Genomic DNA, 18,349 nt, shown 5'->3' on the forward strand with positions numbered 1-18,349 from the left:
GGGCGGCCGCGCGCGCGCGCGGGCCCCCCCCCCCCCCGCAACGGCGCCGCACGGGTGCCCCCGGCCGCTGCGCGGGGCTGGGTCCCCTACCCGCCCTTCGCCCGTTCCCCGGGCTGCGCCCGGACCGCTCCTGGGGCTCCGCCCCAGACCCCGGTCCTCAAACGCCGGGCGGCTTGAAGGGGTCAGTGGATCTGGGTGACGACCACGTCGAGGGACCAGGGCTTGCCCGGCTTCGTGGGGGCCTCGGCCTCGACCGTGAAGCCCAGGTCGCGCAGGGCCGTCACCAGCTCCGCCGGGGACGCGGGGACCGCGCCCGCCGACAGGAGGTCGCGGACCAGGCGGCCCTTGGTGGCCTTGTTGAAGTGGCTCACCACCGACCGCTTCTCCACCCCGTCGACGATCTGGGAGTGCAGCACGCGGACCGTGGCCGTGCGCCCCGCCACCTCCCCCTTCGGCTTCCACGCGGAGGCGTACGCCGAGGACCGCAGGTCCAGGACCAGGCCCTGCCCCGCCGCCTCCGGCATCACCGAGGCCATCGGTTCGCGCCAGAACGCGCCCAGCGCGCCCAGCCCCGGCAGCTTCACGCCCATCGAGCAGCGGTAGGAGGGGATGCGGTCCGCGATGCCGACCGCTCCCCACAGGCCCGAGAAGACCAGCAGGGAATCCGCGGCCAGGGACGCCGCCGGCGGCGTCAGGGTCGACAGGCCCAGCGCGTCGTAGAGGACGCCCGTGTAGATCTCCCCGGCCGGGCGGGCGACCGCGGTCGGCAGTTCCGCGTTCTTGGCGACCTCGCCGCGCAGGCCCTCGCTCAGGCCGAGCACCTCGCGGGCCTTCAGCTCGTCGCCCACGCACAGCTCGACCAGCTCCTCCAGCACCGCGGCGCGGGCCGCGGCCAGCCCCGGCAGCGAGAGCGTCTCCGGCTTCAGCGGTGCGCCGGAGCCGCCGGCGGCCTTTCCTTCGGACGGCGGCAGCAGCACGAGCACGGTGGTTCTCCTTCGGACGGGCACGGCACAGCGGCGGGGGTGCGGCCCCCGACCAGGGTAGACGGCTCGCCGTGCCGCCCGGGCCCACCGGCCATAGGCTCGGCTCATGCCACGCCGTCACATGATCATGACCGGCGCAGACGGGGCTGCTCTGCGGGCCGCGCTGCGTGAACTGCGGACGAAGCTGGGGGTGCCGGAGGAGTTCCCGGCGCCCGTACTCGCCGAGGCCGAACGGGCGGTGCGCAGCCCCCGCCTGCCGGACTTCGACGCCACCGACCTCCCCTTCTTCACGATCGATCCGCCGGCATCCCGCGATCTGGACCAGGCCATGCACCTGGCGAAGCGCCCCTCGGGCGGGTACCGGGTCCACTACGCCATCGCCGACGTCGCCGCCTACGTCACCCCCGGCGGGGCCCTCGACGCCGAGGCACACCGCCGGGTCACCACCCTCTACTTCCCCGACGAGAGGGTCCCCCTGCACCCGGCCGTGCTCTCGGAGGGCGCCGCCAGCCTGCTCCCCGACCAGACCTGCCCGGCCCTGCTGTGGCGGTTCGACCTGGACGCCGAGGGCCGGGTGGAGGACACCGAGGTCCGCCGCGCGCTCGTGCGCAGCCGGGCCAAACTCGACTACGAGGGCGTGCAGAAGGCCATCGACGCGGGCACCGCCGAGGAGCCGCTGGCCCTGCTGAGGGACATCGGGCGGCTGCGCGAGGCCTTGGAGGCGGAGCGCGGGGGGATCTCGCTGAACGTGCCCGAGCAGGAGATCATCGAGCACGAGGGCTCGTACAGCCTGGCCTACCGGGCTCCGCTCCCGGCCGACGGCTGGAACGCGCAGATCTCCCTGATGACCGGCATGGCCGCCGCCGACCTGATGCTCGCCGCCGGGACCGGCATCCTACGGACCCTGCCGACGGCCCCCGACGGAGCCGTCGGGCGGCTGCGCCGGGCGGCGAAGGCCCTGCGGATCGAGTGGCCGCACCACGTCCCGTACGCGGAGCTCGTGCGCGGGCTCGATCCGCACCGGCCCGCCCACGCCGCCTTCCTCCAGGAGTGCACGGCCCTGCTGCGCGGCGCCGGCTACACGGTCTTCACCGGCGGCGAGACCCCGGACCCCGTCCTGCACGCCGCGGTCGCGGCCCCGTACGCCCACTGCACCGCGCCGCTGCGCCGGCTCGTCGACCGGTACACGGGCGAGCTGTGTGTGGCCGCCGTCGCCGGGACCGAACCCCCGGGGTGGGTGCTGGAGGCGCTCGACGCCCTGCCGAAGGAGATGGCGGACGGCACCCGGCTGGCGAACTCCGCGGAGCGGGAGTCCGTGGACCTGGTGGAGGCGGCGCTGCTCAAGGACCGCGTCGGGGAGACCTTCGAGGCGACGGTCATCGACGTCAAGGACCACGAGCCGCTGGTCGGCACGGTCCATCTGGAGGACCCGGCGGTGATCGGCCGCGTGGAGTCCACGGCGCGGGAACTGCCACTGGGCGAACGGATCACGGTCCGCCTGACGGAGGCGGACCCGGGCCGGGCGAAGGTGCTCTTCGCACCGGTCTAGGCCCACCTCCCCATCCGCCGTCGGACCGCTCTGGCCATCCTTCCCCCTGAGCTGCAATCATCGGCCGACCGCGCGGTACCACCGGCCGCGCAACTGCGGGGAGAGGGACCGGACATGGGATCGGTCGACGCCTTCGACGTATGTACGATGCCCGCCGCCGGCGCGGGCAGACGATCGGCCCGCCGCCGCCCACCGGCCGCCGCACTGAGACCGCTGATCCTCAACTACACCGGGTTCCACACCGAGTTCACCGCTCCGAGGCGCCGGCTGGAGCTGCCGACCGGCTGCGTGACGCTGGTCTTCAGTTTCTCCGAGGGTCTGTGGGTCTCCCGTACGGAGGACCTCGCCGCGGCCCGGTTGCGGCCCGTCGCCCGGGCCATGATCAGCGGGCCGCGCACGGTGCCGGCGATCGGGGTGCACTCGGGGGTCGTGCACGGGCTGGAGGTGAACATGACCCCGCAGGGCTGCTACCGGCTGTTCGGCGTCCCGATGTGGCACTTCGAGGACGCCCACGTGGATCTGGTGGACGTGCTCGGACCGCAGGGCCGCCACCTCACCGAACGGCTCCAGGCGCTGCCTTCGTGGACGGAGCGGTTCGCCCTGCTCGACGCGCTGTTCTGTGCCCGGCTCGACTGCGGCCCCTCGCCCGCGCCCGAGGTCGACGGCGCCCTGTCCGGGCTCTGGTCGAACACCCTCTCCCTGACCCGGGTGAGCGCCGAGACGGGGTGGAGCGCCCGTACCGTACGGGCGCGGTTCCGCGAGCAGGTGGGGCTGTCCCCCAAGGCGATGGCCCGGGTGTTCCGGCTGCAGCACGCGCTGCGGATGCTGGCGGCGGGAACGGCGGCGGCTCAGGTGGCGGCGGTGTGCGGCTATCACGACCAGGCGCACCTGAGCCGCGAGGTGAAGTCGATGACGGGGCTGCCCCCGTCGCGGTTCGTCCTGCTGCGGGGCGGGCTGGCGCCCGGTTCGGCGCTGGACCGGATGGCGGGGCGGGTCAGCAGCGTGATGCTGGCCGGCTAGGCCGGCCCGGGCCCCGGCACCCTGCCGGATCGCAGTCCGGATCGCGACCCGGGGCGCGCCTCGGATCGCGACCCGGGGCGCGCCTCGGATCGCGTCCCGGGTCGCAGCCGGACCGTTCCGCCCGGCGGCTCCCCCGTTGGATTCCACCGGACCCCACCGACGGGCGTCGGCTCCCGTCGGCAGGCGGTTCGCCCGCCCTGGGCTGAGGACCCCCGTACCCCAGCCCACGAGCGGGCGCTCCGACCCCCTGGTCCTGCACCTGGAGCCTGCCGCCGTGGCGGCATCGCGGCTCCTCCCCCTTTCCGTCCTCGCCCACCGGCTCCGTGACTCAGTCGGCTAGACGCTGTGCGTCGAGCAGTTGAGCGCGGAGCCATCTAGTGCGCTAGACGGCTGGACGAAGATACGCCGCCGCACGCATGCCCTGTCAAGGTCCTGCGGGGCGCCCCGAGGGCAATATGGCGTGGGTCACATTCCACTGGGTCCGCTAGCTGGGTAGACGGAGTTCGTTGCACTGTGTGGCAAAGGCCATCTAGGCAGGTAGATAATGCTGGTGATGATTTAGTACTGGACCATCAGGTCCAGCAGGAGACGGGAGCGATGACGGTGATGGGTGAGGAGACCCCCACCGGCCGGCGGGACACCATGGGTGACCGCCTCGGCTTCTTGATCGAGACGATCCATCCTGCGGGCCGCGGGCCGTACACGTACCAGGAGATCGCCGAGGGCACCAAGAAGCTGTCCGGACCCTCCGTCTCGCACGGCACGGTCCAGACCATCCGCCTGAACAACAACCCGAACCCGGGCATCGACTCGATCCGCGCGATCGCCAACTTCTTCGGCGTCACCGTCGGGTACCTGGCCGACGGCGAGAACGCCCAGGCGATCGAGCAGCGGATCGAGGAGCGGATCGCGCGGCTGCGCGAGGAGATGGGCAAGGCCGCGGCGGCCGACGAGTTCGCCCAGGTCCTGGAGGACGAGCAGGTGAAGGCCGCGGCCTTCCGGCTGAGCGGGCTGTCCGCCGGCTCGATGCGCTCCGTCACCGGCTTGATCAAGCAGCTCCGCAAGGCCGAGGGGCTTCCGGATGTGAAGCCCCGCCGACGCCGCGGCAAGGAGTCCTGAGGCGCGAATCAGCCACGCGCCTCGCCTCCGCAGCCGTATTCCGGCCACCCGTACGCCCTCAGTGAGCCCCTGCTTCGCTTCCGGTTACTCTCAAACCCGATCGGGTGTGCGGACTGGGCGACTACGCGGGCGGGGAGGGCGACCATGCGCTGGTGGAAGCGCGCCGACGCGGAGTGCGCCGCCGTCGCCGACCGGCTCGTCATCCCCCGGCCGTTCGACCTCGAAGCCTTCTGCGAGGGGATAGCCGCGCAACGCGGCCGGCCGCTCATCCTGCTGCCGCTCGACGGACCTCCCGACCCGGCCCTGCCCTGCGGGATCTGGCTCGGACTGGACGTCGCCGACCTCGTCTTCTACGACGCCGTCGCCGCCGAGATCCTCAAGGTGCAGATCGTCCTCCACGAGATCTCGCACATGCTGCTCGGCCACGTCGCTCCCGAACTCGACCTCCCGGAACAGGCGTCGGACCGGGAGATCGCCCGGGCCTCCGAGCACTTCCAGCGCCTGCTGACGCGTACGCACACGGCCGTCTCCGGGATCGACCGCCCCGAACTGCCCGTGGCCTCGATCATCCGCACCGAGGCGGCCCGGATCCGCAACGTGGCCCGCATGACCGAATCCATCGACGAGGAACTCGGCCTCGACATCGACCGCCTGGCGCACCTCATGGGGCGGAGCAAGTTCGCCAGCCCGCAGGAGCGGCAGGCGGAGACCCTGGCCACGCTCATCCACGAGCGGGCCGGCCGCTACGACAGGACGCAGTCGACCTCCAGTGACACGGAGGCCGAGGACCGTCTCGTACGTCTCCATGACGCCCTCGGGCACCCCGTTCGAAACACGTGGTCGTGAAGTGAAACACCTCGAAATCGCCATCCTGGCCATGCTCTGGGCGGTGACGCTCTGGCGCGCCCCCTCGGCCGTCCGGTCGGTCAAACAGCGGGCCCTGTGGGCGGCGTTCGCCGCCCTGACCGTCTCCATGACGCTCCGTCTGCCCGGCGTGATGCGCACCCTGGACGACTGGGCGGGGGTCAACAACCTTTCCACGCTGGTCAAGCACTGGCTGGGCATGATCGCGGCCGGCGCGGTCGTCGACTTCGTCGTCGCCATCGCCCGCCCGGAGACCGGCCGCCGGCTGCGGGCCCGGCACTACGCCGCCCTGACCGCGATGACGGCCATGGCGGTGCTCTTCGCGTTCTTCGTCCCGCGGCCCCACGAGATGACCGACTTCTTCGAGGAGACCGCCGGCAACGGCTGGGCCACGGTCTACTACCTCCTCTTCGTCGTCTACCTCGGCATCGCCATGGCCACCGCCACCTGGCTGTTCTGGGGCAGCGCCCGGCACGCCAGCGCCCTGTGGCTGCGCACCGGCGTCCGCCTGATGGGCATCGGCACCGCCGTCGGCGTGCTCTACACCCTGCTGCGGGCCGGATACATCGCGACCCGCCTCGCCCGACTCACGGACGACACCAGCGACATCGCGGTCGACAACGTCACCGATGCGCTGAAGTACCTGGCGATCGGCTTCATCCTCATCGGGAGCAGCATCCCCGCCTTCGGCGTGGCCTGGCGCACCGTCCAGGACGGCCGCCACCACCGCCGGCTCCAGCCGCTCTGGCAGGACCTGACCGCGGTCACCCCCGACATCGTGCTGAAGACGGGGCTCCTGCGCAGCCCGCGCCTGCGGCTGTACCGGCGGGTGATCGAGATCCGCGACGCCGCCCTGACCCTGGACGCGTACACCGCCCCCGAGGTCCGCGAGCGCGCGCACCGCGCCGCTCTGGCGGCGGGTTTCGACCCGGAGACGAGCCCGGCGGCCGAGGCCCTCTGGATGCGGGCGGCCCGCGAGGGCAAGGCCCGCGGGGTCCTGCCGCCGCGCGGCGCCCAGGAGCCGGCGGCCTCCGACGGCATCGACGACCTCGACTTCACCACCGAAGTACTGCGCCTCATCCAGCTCGCCCGGATCTACCACTCCTCCGTGGCCGACGAGTTCCTCACCGCGACCAGCCAGGAGGCCCCGGCGTGACCGCCGCGCTCACCCAGCCCACCGAGTCCCGATCCGCCCGCCTGATCACCGACGGGCTCGATCCCAAGACCTGGATCATCGCCGACACCCTCCTGATCGGCTGGCACACCGCCGGCCTCGCCGGGATCGGCTGGGGACTCCTGGGCTGCCTGTTCGCCGCGGTCATCCCGCTGGCCTTCATCAAGTACGGGATCCGGCGCGGCCGCTGGGCCGACCGGCACGTCGGCCAGCGCCAACAGCGCATCGTCGTCATGGTGTTCATCATCGGCTCGGTCGCCACCGGCATCCTGCTGATGGCGCTCCTCGGCTCGCCCCGCACCATGATCGCGCTGATCGCGGCCATGCTCGTCACCCTGGCGGCGCTGCTCGCCGTGACCCCCGCCTGGAAGATCAGCGTGCACGCGGCCGTCTCCTCCGGGAGCGTCGCCATGCTCGCCATGACCTACGGGCCCTGGCTGCTGCTCGCCTACCCGGTGGTCGCCGTCGTCTGCTGGTCCCGGGTCGAGCTGAAGGACCACACCCTCGCCCAGGTCATCGCGGGCACCGCGGTGGGCGCGGCCGTCGCCGCCACCACCTTCGGGCTGATCCGCTAGGGCTCCTTCCGCGCCATTTTCGGGCCGTGCCGATTTCGACAAGACAAGGGCGCACGGGCTTGTCACGCTCGGCGCACACCGTCGGCACTGCGACAGCCCGTCACGGGGGTGTGGGCTGCCGCAGTGCTTCGACCAGCGCGCGGGGCTCGTCCGCGTGGAAGCGGATGACCCGGGCTTCGGCGCGGGCGCCGAGCGGGCGGCGGAAGGGGAGCGGGTGGGACAGTTCCACGGTGACCGTGGTCTGGCTGCCGACGATCAGGTCGAGCACCCCGTCCTCGGACAGGGTGACGAGCCGTCCCTCGGGGTAGCGCCGGTCCACCCGGACCGAGGCCACCGCGCCCGGCGGGACGGTCAGGTCGAAGAGGGCTCCGTAGCGGATGCGCAGGGTCCCGTCGGGGCGCACCACGTGCGGCCGGGTGACGCAGGCGGCGTGCAGGGCGAGCACCAGCGCCACCCCGTACACGTCGAGGACGAGCACCACGCGGTGGACGGCCGGCCAGGGGATCAGGAAGGCCAGCGCCACGGTCTCGATCAGCGACACGAACACCAGCCCGTACATCATGGCCGTCTGCGGTCCGGTGTACGGGGCTGCGTGGTCCCCGGGCCGCACCCCGTGCGGGGGCCGCCGCAGCGCCCACCGGACCAGCGCGCCGCACGCGCGCAGCTCGTGCAGCACGAGGCGGCGTACGGGTACGGGGACCACGGCCCGGACGGCCTCGCGGCGGGCCGCGGCGGGGTCGGCGCCGCGGGCGCGGGAGGCGGCGTACAGGGAGTACAGGACGGCGGCCTCCAGGAGGAGGACCCCGAGGACCACCGCTTCGGCGAGGGCCAGGGCCCAGCCGGGCGGGCGCACCCCGGCCGCCAGGCACACCAGCAGGGCCAGCTCCATGGGGAGCACGGCGGCCACCCCGGTCCGTGCGGCGCGTATCGCGTTCGCGTTCATTCCCGGCCCCTGCTCGTGTGCTGTGTCGGCTGTGTCTGGTGCGTCTGCTTCGCCTGCGCGGCTCCCAAGTCCGTGAAGGCCTCGATCACCCGGCGGACGACCTCCGCCTGCGCCGGGGCGTACTCGGCGAGCAGGGCCTCCAGGAAGCCCGGCGCCGCCTGCGGCCCGCCGGTCCCCTCCGCCGTCCCCGCCGCCACCGCCGCGAAGGCCTCGGCCGGGACCGCCGCCACCAGTTCCGCGGCGAGCGGCCCGATCCGGGGATCGTCCCCGTCCGCGTCGGCGAGCGCGTCGAGCCGCTCGTACAGCGCGAGCACCGCCGGATCGGCGGCGACCGCGCCCAGTACCGCGTAGAGCTCCTCCCCCACGGCGCCCGAGGCGTCCAGCAGGCTCAGGTGGTCGCGGTCGAGCGCGGCCGACGGCGAGGCCGTCGCGGGCGCCTTCGCGAACAGCTCCGCGAGGGCGGGCGAGAGGGGTTCGGCCTCCCCGGGCGGGGCGGCGAGCAGGACGGCGAGGCGCCTTCTGCGCTCGGCCAGTTCGGCCTGCTGGCGGGCGAGGTCGGCGTCGAGCTCGGCCAGTACCTCGGCCAGCTCGCGCCCCGCGTCGTCCGCGAGCACGTCGCGCACCTCGTCGAGGCTCAGCCCGAGCTCGGTCAGCCGGCGCACCCGGGCCAGCCGGACGGCGTCGCGCACGCTGTACGCGCGGTAGCCGTTGGGGCGCCGGTCCGGCTCGGGGAGCAGGCCGACGTGGTGGTAGTGCCGGATCGCCCGGGTGGTGAGCCCGACGAGCGCGGCGATCTCTCCGATCCGCATGCTGCAAGTAGAAACCCTGCCGCTGCGTCAAGGTCAAGCCGTGATGACGCAGCCGGTACGATGGGCGGCACGACAGACGAGTCGGCCGGGCGGCCGCGTCGGGATCCCCGGATCCCGCCGAGGAACGTCCGGGCTCCACAGGGCAGGGTGGTGGCTAACGGCCACCCGGGGTGACCCGCGGGACAGTGCCACAGAAAACAGACCGCCTGGGGCTTCGGCCCCCGGTAAGGGTGAAACGGTGGTGTAAGAGACCACCAGCGCCTGAGGCGACTCAGGCGGCTAGGTAAACCCCACCCGGAGCAAGGTCAAGAGGGGCCGTTTTCGGACGGCCCTGCGCGAACGTTCGAGGGCTGCCCGCCCGAGTTCGCGGGTAGACCGCACGAGGCCGGCGGCAACGCCGGTCCTAGATGGATGGCCGTCTCCCCGGCGACCGCGAGGTCACCGGGTGACAGAACCCGGCGTACAGGCCGGCTCGTCTGTCGACGAACAGCCCCCGCTTTCCCGTTCGTTCGGGTGCGGGGGCTTCGTCGTACCCGTACGCGCGGTCAGGCCTCCCAGTGGGCCCCGTAGCGGGGCCGGTAGGGCTCGATCACCGTCTCCGGATCGTGCAGGGCGGCCCGGCAGGCGGTACGGGCCCGTGCGCGGGAGGCGCGCTCCGCGAGGTTCGCGGCCGCGGACGGGGATGCCGCGAAGGCACAGCAGTACCGCCAGCTGGCGAAGGAGCGCCGGACCTCCCGCGGCTGCGGGCGCCGGCCTTCCAGCGCCGCGACCTTCCTGGGGGTGCTACCGGAAGCCGGACGGGTACGGCTGCACGGGCGGGCTCCCTCCTGCGGACCTCACGCCGACGCCGCCCTTTCTGCCAACCGGCGGCGCCGCGCGGCTCGGGGATTGCGACAAGACCCCCCGCCCGGTCGGGGCGGGGGGCGTGTCGTGCGGCCGGGCGCGGCGGGTCAGCGCAGGTGGGACGTGTCGTTCAGGAGGCGGACCGAGGCGTTGCCGTCCGCGTAGTAGGCGACCGCCGAGAGGGAGGCCGCCGACAGCTCCATGCGGAACAGGGCCTCCGGCGGGGCGCCCAGTGCGAGGCGGACCAGGATCTTGACCGGGGTCACGTGCGAGACCAGCAGGACCGTGCGGCCCGCGTGCTCGGCGAGCAGCCGGTCCCGGGTCGCCGAGATCCGGCGGGTGGCCGAGGCGAAGCTCTCGCCGCCGCCCGTGGGGGCGGCCTTCGGGGAGTCCAGCCACGCCTGGAGGTCCTCCGGGTGGCGTTCGCGGGCCTCCGCGAAGGTCAGCCCCTCCCACGCGCCGAAGTCGACCTCGCGCAGCCCCTCTTCGACCGTGACGGTGAGCCCGAGCCGGTCGGCGACGGCCTGCGCGGTCTCCCGGCAGCGGCGCAGCGGGGAGCTGATCACCGTCTCGATGGTGCCGCGCGCGGCCAGCGACTCCGCCACGGCGGCGGCCTGGCGGCGGCCCGCGGCGGAGAGCTCCGGGTCACTGCCGCCGCTGCCGGAGAACCGCTTCTGCGGGGTCAGCGCGGTCTCTCCGTGGCGCAGCAGCACGAAGGTGGCCGGAGGCCCCATGTCGGGCCCCCAGCCCTGTCCCGCGGCGGGGGCGGCCGTTGTGGCGGCGCCGGTCGCCGGACCGGTGTCCGTGCCCGCGCCGGTCGTGCCCGCGCCGGTCGCGCCCGCGCCGGTCGTGTCCGGCCCGCGAGCCGGGGCCGGGTCCGCGAGGTCCGCCGGGTCCCCGAAGAGGGTGTCGGCGCCGGCCGGGGCGGAGCCGGCCGGCACGCCCGCAGCAGCGCCCGCAAGGATCCGCGTACCACCGCCGGAGGCGAGGGCGGCGCGGACGGCCGCGGCGCCCGCTGCGGCGTCGCCCACGGGGCCCGCCGGCGGCGGGGTAGCCAGGGTGCGGGCCGCCGAAGCGTCGAGGGCGGCCGACGACTGCGCGGGCTCCCACTGCTTGCCGCGCTTGCCCGCGTCCATCGCCTCGTTCGCGAGCCGGTCCGCGTGCTTGTTCTTCTCGCGCGGGATCCACTCGTACGTCACCTGCGCGCGCGGCATGACCTTCGCCGCCTCCGCCGCGAGCGGCTTCATGTCCGGGTGCTTGATCTTCCAGCGGCCCGACATCTGCTCGACGACGAGCTTGGAGTCCATGCGCACGAGGACCAGCGCGTCCGGGTCCAGCTCGTGGGCGGCCTTCAGCCCGGCGATGAGGCCCTTGTACTCGGCCACGTTGTTCGTCGCGACGCCGATGTACTCCGCGCGCTCGGCCAGCGTCTCGCCCGTCACCGGGTCGAGGACGACGGAGCCGTAGCCGGCGGGACCCGGGTTGCCCCGGGAGCCGCCGTCGGCTTCCACAACGAACTTCGGCATCAGATGCCCGCGTCGGCCATGCGGACCAGGATGCGGCCGCAGCTCTCGTGGCGGACGACCTCGTCGCGGGCGGCGGCCTTGATCTCGTTGACCTCGGCGAGGTCGAGCTCCAGGCGGCAGCCCTCGCAGCGGCGCTGCGACAGGCGGGCGGCGCCGACGCCGCCCTGCTTCACGCGGATCTTCTCGTACAGGGCGATCAGCGCGGCCGGCATCGTGGTGACGATGACCTCGCGGTCCTTGGCGATGCCCGCGAGCTCGGCGTCGATCTCGCCGGTGGCGGCGTCGCGGCGCGCGGTGGCGTCGACGAGCTTGGTCTCCAGGGAGGCGACCCGGTCGGTGAGCTCGGTGACGCGCTCCTGCGCACCCTCCAGGCGCTCCATGACCTCCAGGACCACGTCCTCCAGGTCGCCCTGGCGCTTGGCGAGGGAGACGACCTCGCTCTGCAGGTTGGCCAGGTCGCGGGCGGAGATGCCGACGCCGGTGTCCAGGCGGGACTGGTCGCGGGCGGCGCGCTGGCGCACCTGGTCCACGTCCTGCTCGGCCTTGGTCTGCTCGCGGGCGGCGTCGGTGGCCTGCGTCTGGGCGGCGACGAGGAAGTCGCGCTGCTGGGCCAGGTCGCTGGTCAGCGAGTCGACCTCGCCGTGCTCCGGGAGCATCTTGCGCTTGTGGGTCAGCTGAGACAGCCGGACGTCCAGGGCCTGGACGTCGAGAAGTCGGATCTGGTCGGCGGGCTCGGCGTTCAGTTGGGGGCTCCAGGGAGAGAAGGGGATGTCACGGACGGCGCGTGCGCCGTCCACGGGTCGGTGGCCGTGCGCGAGACGTGGGTCCGCAGACCCCAGCCGTTGCGCTCGGAGATGGCGTCGAGCTGGGCCGCGGCCTGCTCGCACCAGGGCCATTCGGTGGCCCAGTGGGCGGCGTCGACGAGGGCGAGCGGGCTCTGCTCGCGGGCCTCGGACACCGGGTGGTGGCGCAGGTCGGCGGTGACGTACGCGTCGACACCGGCGGCCCGGACCTGCGCGAAGAGGCTGTCGCCGGAGCCGCCGCTGACCGCGACGGTACGGATCATCGCGTCGGGGTCGCCGGCCACCCGGATGCCCTGCGCGGTCGGCTGGAGCCAGGCGGCGACGCGCGCGGTGAACTCGCGCAGCGTCTCGGGGCGGTCCAGTTCGCAGAGCCGGCCGAGGCCGCGGCGGCCGGCGGGGTCGCTCGGGTCGGGCACGAGCGGGCCGGTGACGCGCAGGTCGAGGGCTCCGGCGAGGGCGTCGGAGACGCCGGGGTCGGCGGTGTCGGCGTTGGTGTGGGCGACGTGCAGCGCGATGTCGTTCTTGATCAGCGTGTGCACGACGCGACCCTTGAAGGTGCCGGCCTCGACGGTGGTGGTGCCCCGCAGGTAGAGGGGGTGGTGGGTGACGAGCAGGTCGGCACCCAGCTTCACCGCTTCGTCGACGATCTCCTGGACGGGGTCGACGGCGAACAGGACCCGGGTGACCTCGGCGTCGGGGTCGCCGCAGACGGTGCCGACGGCGTCCCACTCCTCGGCCCGCGAGGGGGGCCAGAGAGCGTCCAGCGCGGCGATGACTTCAGAGAGACGGGGCACAGGCCAAGGTTACCGTCCGTGGCGACCGGCCCGGTCTGGTCCCCGGGGGCTGTTTTCCCCGGGGATGAACCTCGGCGCGTGCGAGGTCGGAGGGACGCGGGAGGTCTCCTGAGGGCGGGGAGCGGGCGAAACACATGAAGATCCGAAAAAGCGGGTTAGGCGTACCTAACCAGGCCCCTCGCCCCAAACGCCCCGATATCGCACAGCACAATCACCTCCCCCACCTCAGCTGAATCGTCACTCCGCCACACGTACGTGTGAAGCGGGGATTGTCGCGTTGTCCGGAGAGAAGCGCGATCACTACCTTCCTCGGCGGAGGTGCCCGCAGATGACTGTCTGTGCCATCGAGAAGACCAGCGCGACCCCGTTCACCATCGCCGCCGACGGGTCCTACGCCGCCCGGCTGGCCGGGGAGGGTGAGGCGCGCTACCCGGAGCGCTGGACGCTGACCGGGCCCGAGCCGTACGCGGTGCCCCTGCCCCTCGCCCAGCCCGAGGAGGCCGACAGCGAGGTGCTGCCGCTGACCGACGGGCGGGTGCTGATCCACCGGCGGGTCGCGGAGCGGCACGCCTTCGTGCTGCTGTACCCGACGGGCGGGGGCGAGGCGGGGGCCGGGCCCCGGACCGGGGAGCTGCAGCTCGGCGGGATCCCGGTGGCCGACGGCGTACGGGTCACCCTGCTGCCCCCGTCCCCCGACGGGCACGGGGCCTTCGCCCTGGCCGTGGGGGCCACCTCGACCACGGTGTGGCAGGTGGCCGGGGTCCCCTTCGGGCCGGAGCGGGCCGCCCTGATCCCGGGGCGCTGTTCGGGCGGGGTCTGGCTGGACCGGACGGGCCGGCTGCTGGCGCTGGACCGCGAACTGGACGGCCCGGAAGGGGCGGTGACCAAGGCGGTGGCCGTGGACCTGCGGCGGGGCGGGGAGGTGTCGCCGCTGCTGCAGATCGCGGAGGCCAGCAACGACCGGCTGCTGCTGGCCGATGCAGACAGCGGGCTGCTGCTGATCCGTTCGGACGCTCCGGGCGAACCCCGGCTCGGCTGGGGGGTCCTGGGCAGCGCCCGGCCGGTGCGGTTCCCGGAGTGCCTGCGGGCCGTCGGGGCCACGGCCACGCCGTTCGCGGTGCAGCCCGGGCAGGTGCTGATGCCGGAGAGCTGCGGGGTGGCGCTGCGGGTGGACGAGGCCGGCGAGGGCTACGGCGGCTCCGTGGCGGGGCTCGCCCTGTGGCGCCCCGCCGACCGGCACGTGTTCCGGCTCGGCGCCCCGGCCGGCTGGCTCGGCGGAACGGGCCGCTGGACCCCGGAGGGCCGCCTGCACCTCCCGTACGCCACCCCCGAAGTGCCGTGCGGCCTCCTGGGCATGGCCCTCCCGGTCTCCCCGCCCCCGCCGATCCGCCTGGACCCCATCCCCCTCCCCCCGGCCCCGGCCCGCCCGGTCCCCTTGCAGCAGGCCCCGCTGGGGTGAGCGGGTGCGGCTTCCGGGCGTCTGCTATCCAGGGCCGGTGACGAACTCCAAGCCCTACGACGCGGTCCTCTGCGACCTCGACAACGTGATCCGCTTCTACGACACGGCGTACGTGACCGAGCTGGAGGCGGCGGCCGGCCTCGCTCCGGGCACGACCTCCTCGGTCGCCTTCGCCCCGGCCCTGGACGGGCCGCTGCTCCTCGGGCGCACCACCCGGGAGGAATGGACCCGGGCGATAGCGGCCGAGCTGGCGCAGGACGGCCGGGTCTCGCCGGCCCGCGCGGACGAGCTGGCCCGGGCCTTCGCCGGGTCGCCGTTCTCGGCGGACGGGACGGTGGTCGCGATGCTGCGCCGGGTCCGGGCCGCGGGCACGCCCCTGGTCCTGGTCACCAACGCGACCCTCGACCTGGAGGACGACCTCGAAGCGCTGGGGCTGGCGGATCTCGCCGATCACGTGGTCAGCAGCGCCCGGGTGGGCGTGGCCAAACCCGACCGGGAGATCTACGAGATCGCAGCCGGGCGTGCGGGAGCCGCTGCGGACCGGTGCCTGTTCATCGACGACCGGCTGGAGAACATCGAGGCGGCCGAGGCGCTCGGAATGACCGGCGTGCACTACCGGGAGCCCGCCGACCTGCACGGACCGCTGGCCTTCGCGCTGGCGCGGTAGGGGCGGGCGCGCGGGCACGCCCGCGGGGCGGCGGGTCCGAGGACCCGCCGCCCCTGAGGCGCGGTGTCAGCCGTCGTGCTTGAGGCCGAGGACTTCCGTCGCCGCGAAGGTTTCGTTCTCGGGGCGGGAGTCGTAGTGCGGGGTGAGGAGTCCGTCGAGTTCCTCGTAGGAGAAGGCCTCCTTGGTGGTGTCGAACTTCGCCGCCACCCTGGGGCGTTCCATGACGACCACGATGCCGCCGTGGACGACGAAGAGCTGGCCGTTGGCCTTGGCCGAGGCCGGTGAGGCGAGGTACCCGACGAGCGGGGAGACGTGCTCGGGGGCGAGGGCGTCGAGCTTGCCCTCCTCCGGGACCTGGAAGCCCGCGAAGACGTCCTCGGTCATACGGGTACGGGCGCGCGGGCAGATGGCGTTGGCCGTGACCCCGTACTTGCCGAGGGCCAGGGCGGTGGACGTGGTCAGGCCCACGATGCCGCCCTTGGCCGCCGCGTAGTTGGGCTGGCCGGCCGAGCCGCCGAGGAAGGCCTCGGAGGAGGTGTTGATGATCCGGCCGTAGACCGGCCCGCCGGCCGCCTTGGAGCGTTCGCGCCAGTGCACGGAGGCGAAGTGGGTCGTGTTGAAGTGGCCCTTGAGGTGGACCCGGATGACCGAGTCCCACTCCGACTCCGACATCGAGAAGACCATCCGGTCGCGCAGGATGCCCGCGTTGTTGACCAGGATGTCGAGCTTGCCGAAGCTGTTCACGGCCAGCTCGACCAGCTCGCGCGCCTGCTCGAAGTCGGCCACGTCGCCCAGGTGCGCCACCGCCTGTCCGCCGGCGGCGCGTATCTCCGCCGCGACCTCCTCCGCCGGTGCGGCCGAGGCCTCGCCGGAGCCGTCGCGGCCGGGCTGCCCGAAGTCGTTGACGACCACGCTCGCGCCGAGCCGGGCGAGTTCGATCGCCTCGGACCGGCCGAGGCCGCGGCCCGCCCCGGTGACGATGGCGACGAGTCCCTCAAGTGGCAGTGACATCCGTACGGTTCCTCTCGAAACGGGTCAGAGTTCGATGCAGGTGCGCAGGGCCACGCCCGTACGCATCTGGTCGAGCGCGTCGTTGATCTCGGCGAGCTGCACGCGGTGCGTGATCAGGCCCGCCAGGTCCACCCGGCCGGCCCGCCACAGCGCGATGGTGCGCTCGTAGGAGCGGAGCACGTCGCCGCCGCCGTACATCGACGGCAGGATCTTCTTCTCGTCGAAGAAGAGGGAGAACATGTTGATCGAGTAGTTGTCGTCGAGCGCGCCTGCGCCGACCACGACGACGGAGCCGCCGCGGCGGGTCATGTCGTAGGCGGTCTTGGTGGTCGCGGACTTGCCGACGACCTCGAAGACGTAGTCGAAGCCCTCGCCCGCGGTGATCCGGTTCTTGGCGTCGGCGAACTCCTCCGGGGAGACCGCCTCGGTGGCGCCGAAGCGCAGCGCGGCCTCGCGCCGGGAGGCGACCGGGTCGACGGCGATGATCTGGGCCGCGCCCTGCACCTTGGCGCCCTGGATGACGGAGATGCCGACGCCGCCGCAGCCGATGACGGCGACCGAGGAACCGGCCTCCACCTTGGCGGTGTTGATGGCGGCTCCGAGGCCGGTGGTGACCCCGCAGCCGATGAGGGCGGCGATGTCGAAGGGCACGTCGTCCGGGATGGGTACGGCGCAGCCCGCCGGGACCACCATCTCCTCGGCGAAGGTGCCGGTGCCCGCGAAGCCGAAGATGGGGCTCTCGCCGCGCTGGAAGTTGGGGGTGGCCACGTTGCCGAAGGCCTCCAGGCACAGGTGGCCCTGGCCGCGCTTGCAGGAGGGACAGTGCCCGCAGGGCGGGAGCCAGCAGACCAGGACCCGGTCGCCGATCTTGTGGCTGGTGACCCCGTCGCCGACGTCGGTGATCACGCCGGAGCCCTCGTGGCCCGGGATGAAGGGGGCGGGCTGCGGGAGGACGCCGCTCATCGCGGACAGGTCGGAGTGGCACAGGCCGGTGGCCTTGATGCGGATCTTGACCTTGCCGGGGCCGAAGCCCACGGCCTGCATGTCCTCGACGACCTCGAGCTTGTCCTGGCCTATCTCGCTCTGCAGTGCTGCGCGCACGGTGCGGCTCCTTCGGTCTGCCTGACGGTGTCTCTGACGGGCGGTGTCTCTGACGGGTTAGGAGTGTTCGACGACGGTGTCGGCGAGGACCGGGGCGTCGTCCCGGTCGGCGGCGCTCACCGTGACCAGGACGCGGCCGGGCTCCTGCCACATCCGGATCCGCAGGGTCTCGCCGGGGAAGACGATCCCGGCGAAGCGGGTGCGGTAGGCGCGGACGCGGGACACGTCGCCGTCCAGAACGGTGTCCACCACGGCCTTCAGGGTCATGCCGTACGAGCACAGGCCGTGCAGGATCGGCTGGTCGAAGCCGGCCAGCTTGGCGAACTCGGGGTCCGCGTGGAGCGGGTTCCAGTCCCCGGAGAGGCGGTACAGCAGCGCCTGCTCCTCGCGGATCTTGCGCTCCTCGATCCGGTCGGGCGCCCGCTCGGGCTGCTCGGCCTTCACTGAGGGGCCGCGGTCGCCGCCGAAGCCGCCTTCACCGCGTACGAAGATCGACGCGTCGGAGGTCCACAGCGGCCCGTCGGCGTCCGCGACCTCGGTGCGCAGGACGATCACGGCGGCCTTCACCTTGTCGTAGACCGCGGCGACCGTGGCGGTCGAGGCGGCCTCCCCCTTGACCGGGATGGGCCGGTGCAGCTCGATGGACTGGCTGCCGTGCAGCACGTTGGCGAGGTTGACCTCGATGCCCGGTGCGGCGAGGCCGCCCATCATGGCCATGCCCGCGCCCGCGACGGTCGCGAAGCTGGGGAGCACGTGGAGCTTGGACTCCAGGGTGTAGCGCAGCTCGTCGGGGTCGGTGGCTGCCCCGGGGTTGTTCGGGGAGGTCCCCGCGCCCAGTCCGAGGTGGTAGAGCTGGATGTCCTTGTGGTCCCAGGCGATGTTCCCCTTGCGGGGTTCGGCGGCGAGGGCCTTGGCGGCATCGATCGGCATGGGCGTGCTGCTCCCTGTGTTGGAAACACCGTCTTTGAGGCACCTGCTGTGAAGCACCGGCTGTGAAGCACCGGCCGTAAGGCACCGGCTGTGAGGCACCGGCTGTGGAAGCTCGGTGCCTTGGAAGACCTCGGCGCGGCCGTCCGCACCGTCGGCCGCACCGAGGTCGTATGCGGGAC

The 18,349-nt window shown here is 73.3% G+C and carries 17 protein-coding genes and 1 other RNA gene; 9 read left to right on the forward strand and 9 right to left on the reverse strand.

Going from position 1 to position 18,349, the window contains the following annotated elements:
* Nucleotides 1–182: 182 nt before the first annotated feature.
* The gene (gene yaaA / locus ACFWNV_RS24620; RefSeq protein WP_383950921.1) at nucleotides 183–983 is read right to left on the reverse strand and encodes a peroxide stress protein YaaA; all 801 of its coding nucleotides are present in this window, start codon (nucleotides 981–983) and stop codon (nucleotides 183–185) included.
* 106 nt (nucleotides 984–1,089) lie between these two features.
* Between yaaA and ACFWNV_RS24625 the strand changes: the two genes are divergently transcribed.
* The 6 genes from ACFWNV_RS24625 to ACFWNV_RS24650 all read left to right on the forward strand — a co-directional run bounded on the left by ACFWNV_RS24625 (nucleotide 1,090) and on the right by ACFWNV_RS24650 (nucleotide 7,284).
* On the forward strand, nucleotides 1,090–2,532 hold the full coding sequence (locus ACFWNV_RS24625; protein ID WP_383950924.1) for an RNB domain-containing ribonuclease: 1,443 nt from the start codon (nucleotides 1,090–1,092) through the stop codon (nucleotides 2,530–2,532).
* A gap of 114 nt (nucleotides 2,533–2,646) precedes the next feature.
* Nucleotides 2,647–3,552 (forward strand): helix-turn-helix domain-containing protein, encoded by a 906-nt coding sequence (locus ACFWNV_RS24630; protein WP_383950927.1) that lies wholly within the window; start codon nucleotides 2,647–2,649, stop codon nucleotides 3,550–3,552.
* A gap of 597 nt (nucleotides 3,553–4,149) precedes the next feature.
* The gene (locus ACFWNV_RS24635) at nucleotides 4,150–4,671 is read left to right on the forward strand and encodes an XRE family transcriptional regulator (RefSeq protein WP_250745617.1); all 522 of its coding nucleotides are present in this window, start codon (nucleotides 4,150–4,152) and stop codon (nucleotides 4,669–4,671) included.
* Between the two features lie 144 nt (nucleotides 4,672–4,815).
* A complete protein-coding gene (locus tag ACFWNV_RS24640) occupies nucleotides 4,816–5,517 on the forward strand; it encodes a hypothetical protein (protein WP_383950931.1) in 702 nt (233 codons plus the stop codon).
* 1 nt (nucleotide 5,518) lies between these two features.
* A complete protein-coding gene (locus tag ACFWNV_RS24645; RefSeq protein WP_383950934.1) occupies nucleotides 5,519–6,691 on the forward strand; it encodes an MAB_1171c family putative transporter in 1,173 nt (390 codons plus the stop codon).
* Nucleotides 6,688–7,284, forward strand: coding sequence for a hypothetical protein (locus tag ACFWNV_RS24650; RefSeq protein ID WP_383950937.1), 597 nt, complete (start codon nucleotides 6,688–6,690; stop codon nucleotides 7,282–7,284). The genes ACFWNV_RS24645 and ACFWNV_RS24650 overlap by 4 nt, the downstream gene beginning before the upstream one ends.
* 100 nt (nucleotides 7,285–7,384) lie before the next feature.
* Here ACFWNV_RS24650 and ACFWNV_RS24655 read toward each other — a convergent pair whose 3' ends face one another.
* Together ACFWNV_RS24655 and ACFWNV_RS24660 are read right to left on the reverse strand one after the other, a co-directional pair.
* Nucleotides 7,385–8,227: a hypothetical protein gene (locus ACFWNV_RS24655; protein ID WP_383950939.1), complete on the reverse strand. Its 843-nt coding sequence runs from the start codon at nucleotides 8,225–8,227 to the stop codon at nucleotides 7,385–7,387.
* Nucleotides 8,224–9,036: a MerR family transcriptional regulator gene (locus ACFWNV_RS24660; protein ID WP_383950942.1), complete on the reverse strand. Its 813-nt coding sequence runs from the start codon at nucleotides 9,034–9,036 to the stop codon at nucleotides 8,224–8,226. The genes ACFWNV_RS24655 and ACFWNV_RS24660 overlap by 4 nt, the downstream gene beginning before the upstream one ends.
* Nucleotides 9,037–9,113: 77 nt before the next feature.
* Between ACFWNV_RS24660 and rnpB the strand changes: the two genes are divergently transcribed.
* Nucleotides 9,114–9,515: RNase P RNA component class A (gene rnpB / locus ACFWNV_RS24665), an RNA gene on the forward strand.
* Nucleotides 9,516–9,986: 471 nt separating this feature from the next.
* Here the strand turns inward: rnpB and ACFWNV_RS24670 are convergent.
* From ACFWNV_RS24670 to ACFWNV_RS24680, 3 genes are read right to left on the reverse strand one after another with little or no spacing between them, the layout of a single operon-like run.
* Complete coding sequence (locus ACFWNV_RS24670) at nucleotides 9,987–11,405, reverse strand: bifunctional RNase H/acid phosphatase (protein ID WP_383950945.1); 1,419 nt, start codon at nucleotides 11,403–11,405, stop codon at nucleotides 9,987–9,989.
* On the reverse strand, nucleotides 11,405–12,148 hold the full coding sequence (locus ACFWNV_RS24675; RefSeq protein ID WP_383951008.1) for a zinc ribbon domain-containing protein: 744 nt from the start codon (nucleotides 12,146–12,148) through the stop codon (nucleotides 11,405–11,407). Before ACFWNV_RS24675 ends, ACFWNV_RS24670 begins: the two co-directional genes overlap by 1 nt.
* Entirely contained in the window at nucleotides 12,145–13,002 is an 858-nt protein-coding gene (locus tag ACFWNV_RS24680) for a Nif3-like dinuclear metal center hexameric protein (RefSeq protein WP_383950948.1), read from the reverse strand. The genes ACFWNV_RS24675 and ACFWNV_RS24680 overlap by 4 nt, the downstream gene beginning before the upstream one ends.
* Before the next feature lie 328 nt (nucleotides 13,003–13,330).
* On the opposite strand from ACFWNV_RS24680, the gene ACFWNV_RS24685 reads away from it, so the two are divergent.
* The gene (locus ACFWNV_RS24685; RefSeq protein ID WP_383950951.1) at nucleotides 13,331–14,461 is read left to right on the forward strand and encodes a hypothetical protein; all 1,131 of its coding nucleotides are present in this window, start codon (nucleotides 13,331–13,333) and stop codon (nucleotides 14,459–14,461) included.
* A gap of 37 nt (nucleotides 14,462–14,498) precedes the next feature.
* Nucleotides 14,499–15,128 carry an HAD family hydrolase gene (locus ACFWNV_RS24690; protein ID WP_383950954.1) on the forward strand — a complete coding sequence of 210 codons (630 nt, stop codon included), beginning with the start codon at nucleotides 14,499–14,501 and terminating at the stop codon, nucleotides 15,126–15,128.
* Between the two features lie 66 nt (nucleotides 15,129–15,194).
* On the opposite strand, the gene ACFWNV_RS24695 is transcribed toward ACFWNV_RS24690, so the two are convergent.
* Genes ACFWNV_RS24695 through ACFWNV_RS24705 form a run of 3 tightly spaced genes read right to left on the reverse strand, consistent with a single transcriptional unit; the run spans nucleotide 15,195 to nucleotide 18,170 of the window.
* Nucleotides 15,195–16,139: a 3-oxoacyl-ACP reductase gene (locus ACFWNV_RS24695; protein WP_383950956.1), complete on the reverse strand. Its 945-nt coding sequence runs from the start codon at nucleotides 16,137–16,139 to the stop codon at nucleotides 15,195–15,197.
* A gap of 24 nt (nucleotides 16,140–16,163) precedes the next feature.
* A complete protein-coding gene (locus ACFWNV_RS24700; RefSeq protein WP_383950958.1) occupies nucleotides 16,164–17,240 on the reverse strand; it encodes a Zn-dependent alcohol dehydrogenase in 1,077 nt (358 codons plus the stop codon).
* Nucleotides 17,241–17,297: 57 nt separating this feature from the next.
* Nucleotides 17,298–18,170, reverse strand: coding sequence for a MaoC/PaaZ C-terminal domain-containing protein (locus ACFWNV_RS24705; protein ID WP_383950961.1), 873 nt, complete (start codon nucleotides 18,168–18,170; stop codon nucleotides 17,298–17,300).
* Between the last annotated feature and the right edge of the window lie 179 nt (nucleotides 18,171–18,349).

It is taken from the genome of Streptomyces sp. NPDC058401 (assembly GCF_042722885.1).
Classification (GTDB): domain Bacteria; phylum Actinomycetota; class Actinomycetes; order Streptomycetales; family Streptomycetaceae; genus Streptomyces.

Excerpts from the sequence above, each read along its gene's own strand:
- ACFWNV_RS24670 (WP_383950945.1), bottom strand. The coding sequence starts at position 11,405 with ATGCCGAAGTTCGTTGTGGAAGCCGACGGCGGCTCCCGGGGCAACCCG.
- ACFWNV_RS24625 (WP_383950924.1), top strand. The coding sequence starts at position 1,090 with ATGCCACGCCGTCACATGATCATGACCGGCGCAGACGGGGCTGCTCTG.
- ACFWNV_RS24630 (WP_383950927.1), top strand. The coding sequence starts at position 2,647 with ATGGGATCGGTCGACGCCTTCGACGTATGTACGATGCCCGCCGCCGGC.
- ACFWNV_RS24685 (WP_383950951.1), top strand. The coding sequence starts at position 13,331 with ATGACTGTCTGTGCCATCGAGAAGACCAGCGCGACCCCGTTCACCATC.
- ACFWNV_RS24655 (WP_383950939.1), bottom strand. The coding sequence starts at position 8,227 with ATGAACGCGAACGCGATACGCGCCGCACGGACCGGGGTGGCCGCCGTG.
- ACFWNV_RS24705 (WP_383950961.1), bottom strand. The coding sequence starts at position 18,170 with ATGCCGATCGATGCCGCCAAGGCCCTCGCCGCCGAACCCCGCAAGGGG.
- ACFWNV_RS24640 (WP_383950931.1), top strand. The coding sequence starts at position 4,816 with ATGCGCTGGTGGAAGCGCGCCGACGCGGAGTGCGCCGCCGTCGCCGAC.
- ACFWNV_RS24660 (WP_383950942.1), bottom strand. The coding sequence starts at position 9,036 with ATGCGGATCGGAGAGATCGCCGCGCTCGTCGGGCTCACCACCCGGGCG.
- ACFWNV_RS24635 (WP_250745617.1), top strand. The coding sequence starts at position 4,150 with ATGACGGTGATGGGTGAGGAGACCCCCACCGGCCGGCGGGACACCATG.
- ACFWNV_RS24695 (WP_383950956.1), bottom strand. The coding sequence starts at position 16,139 with ATGTCACTGCCACTTGAGGGACTCGTCGCCATCGTCACCGGGGCGGGC.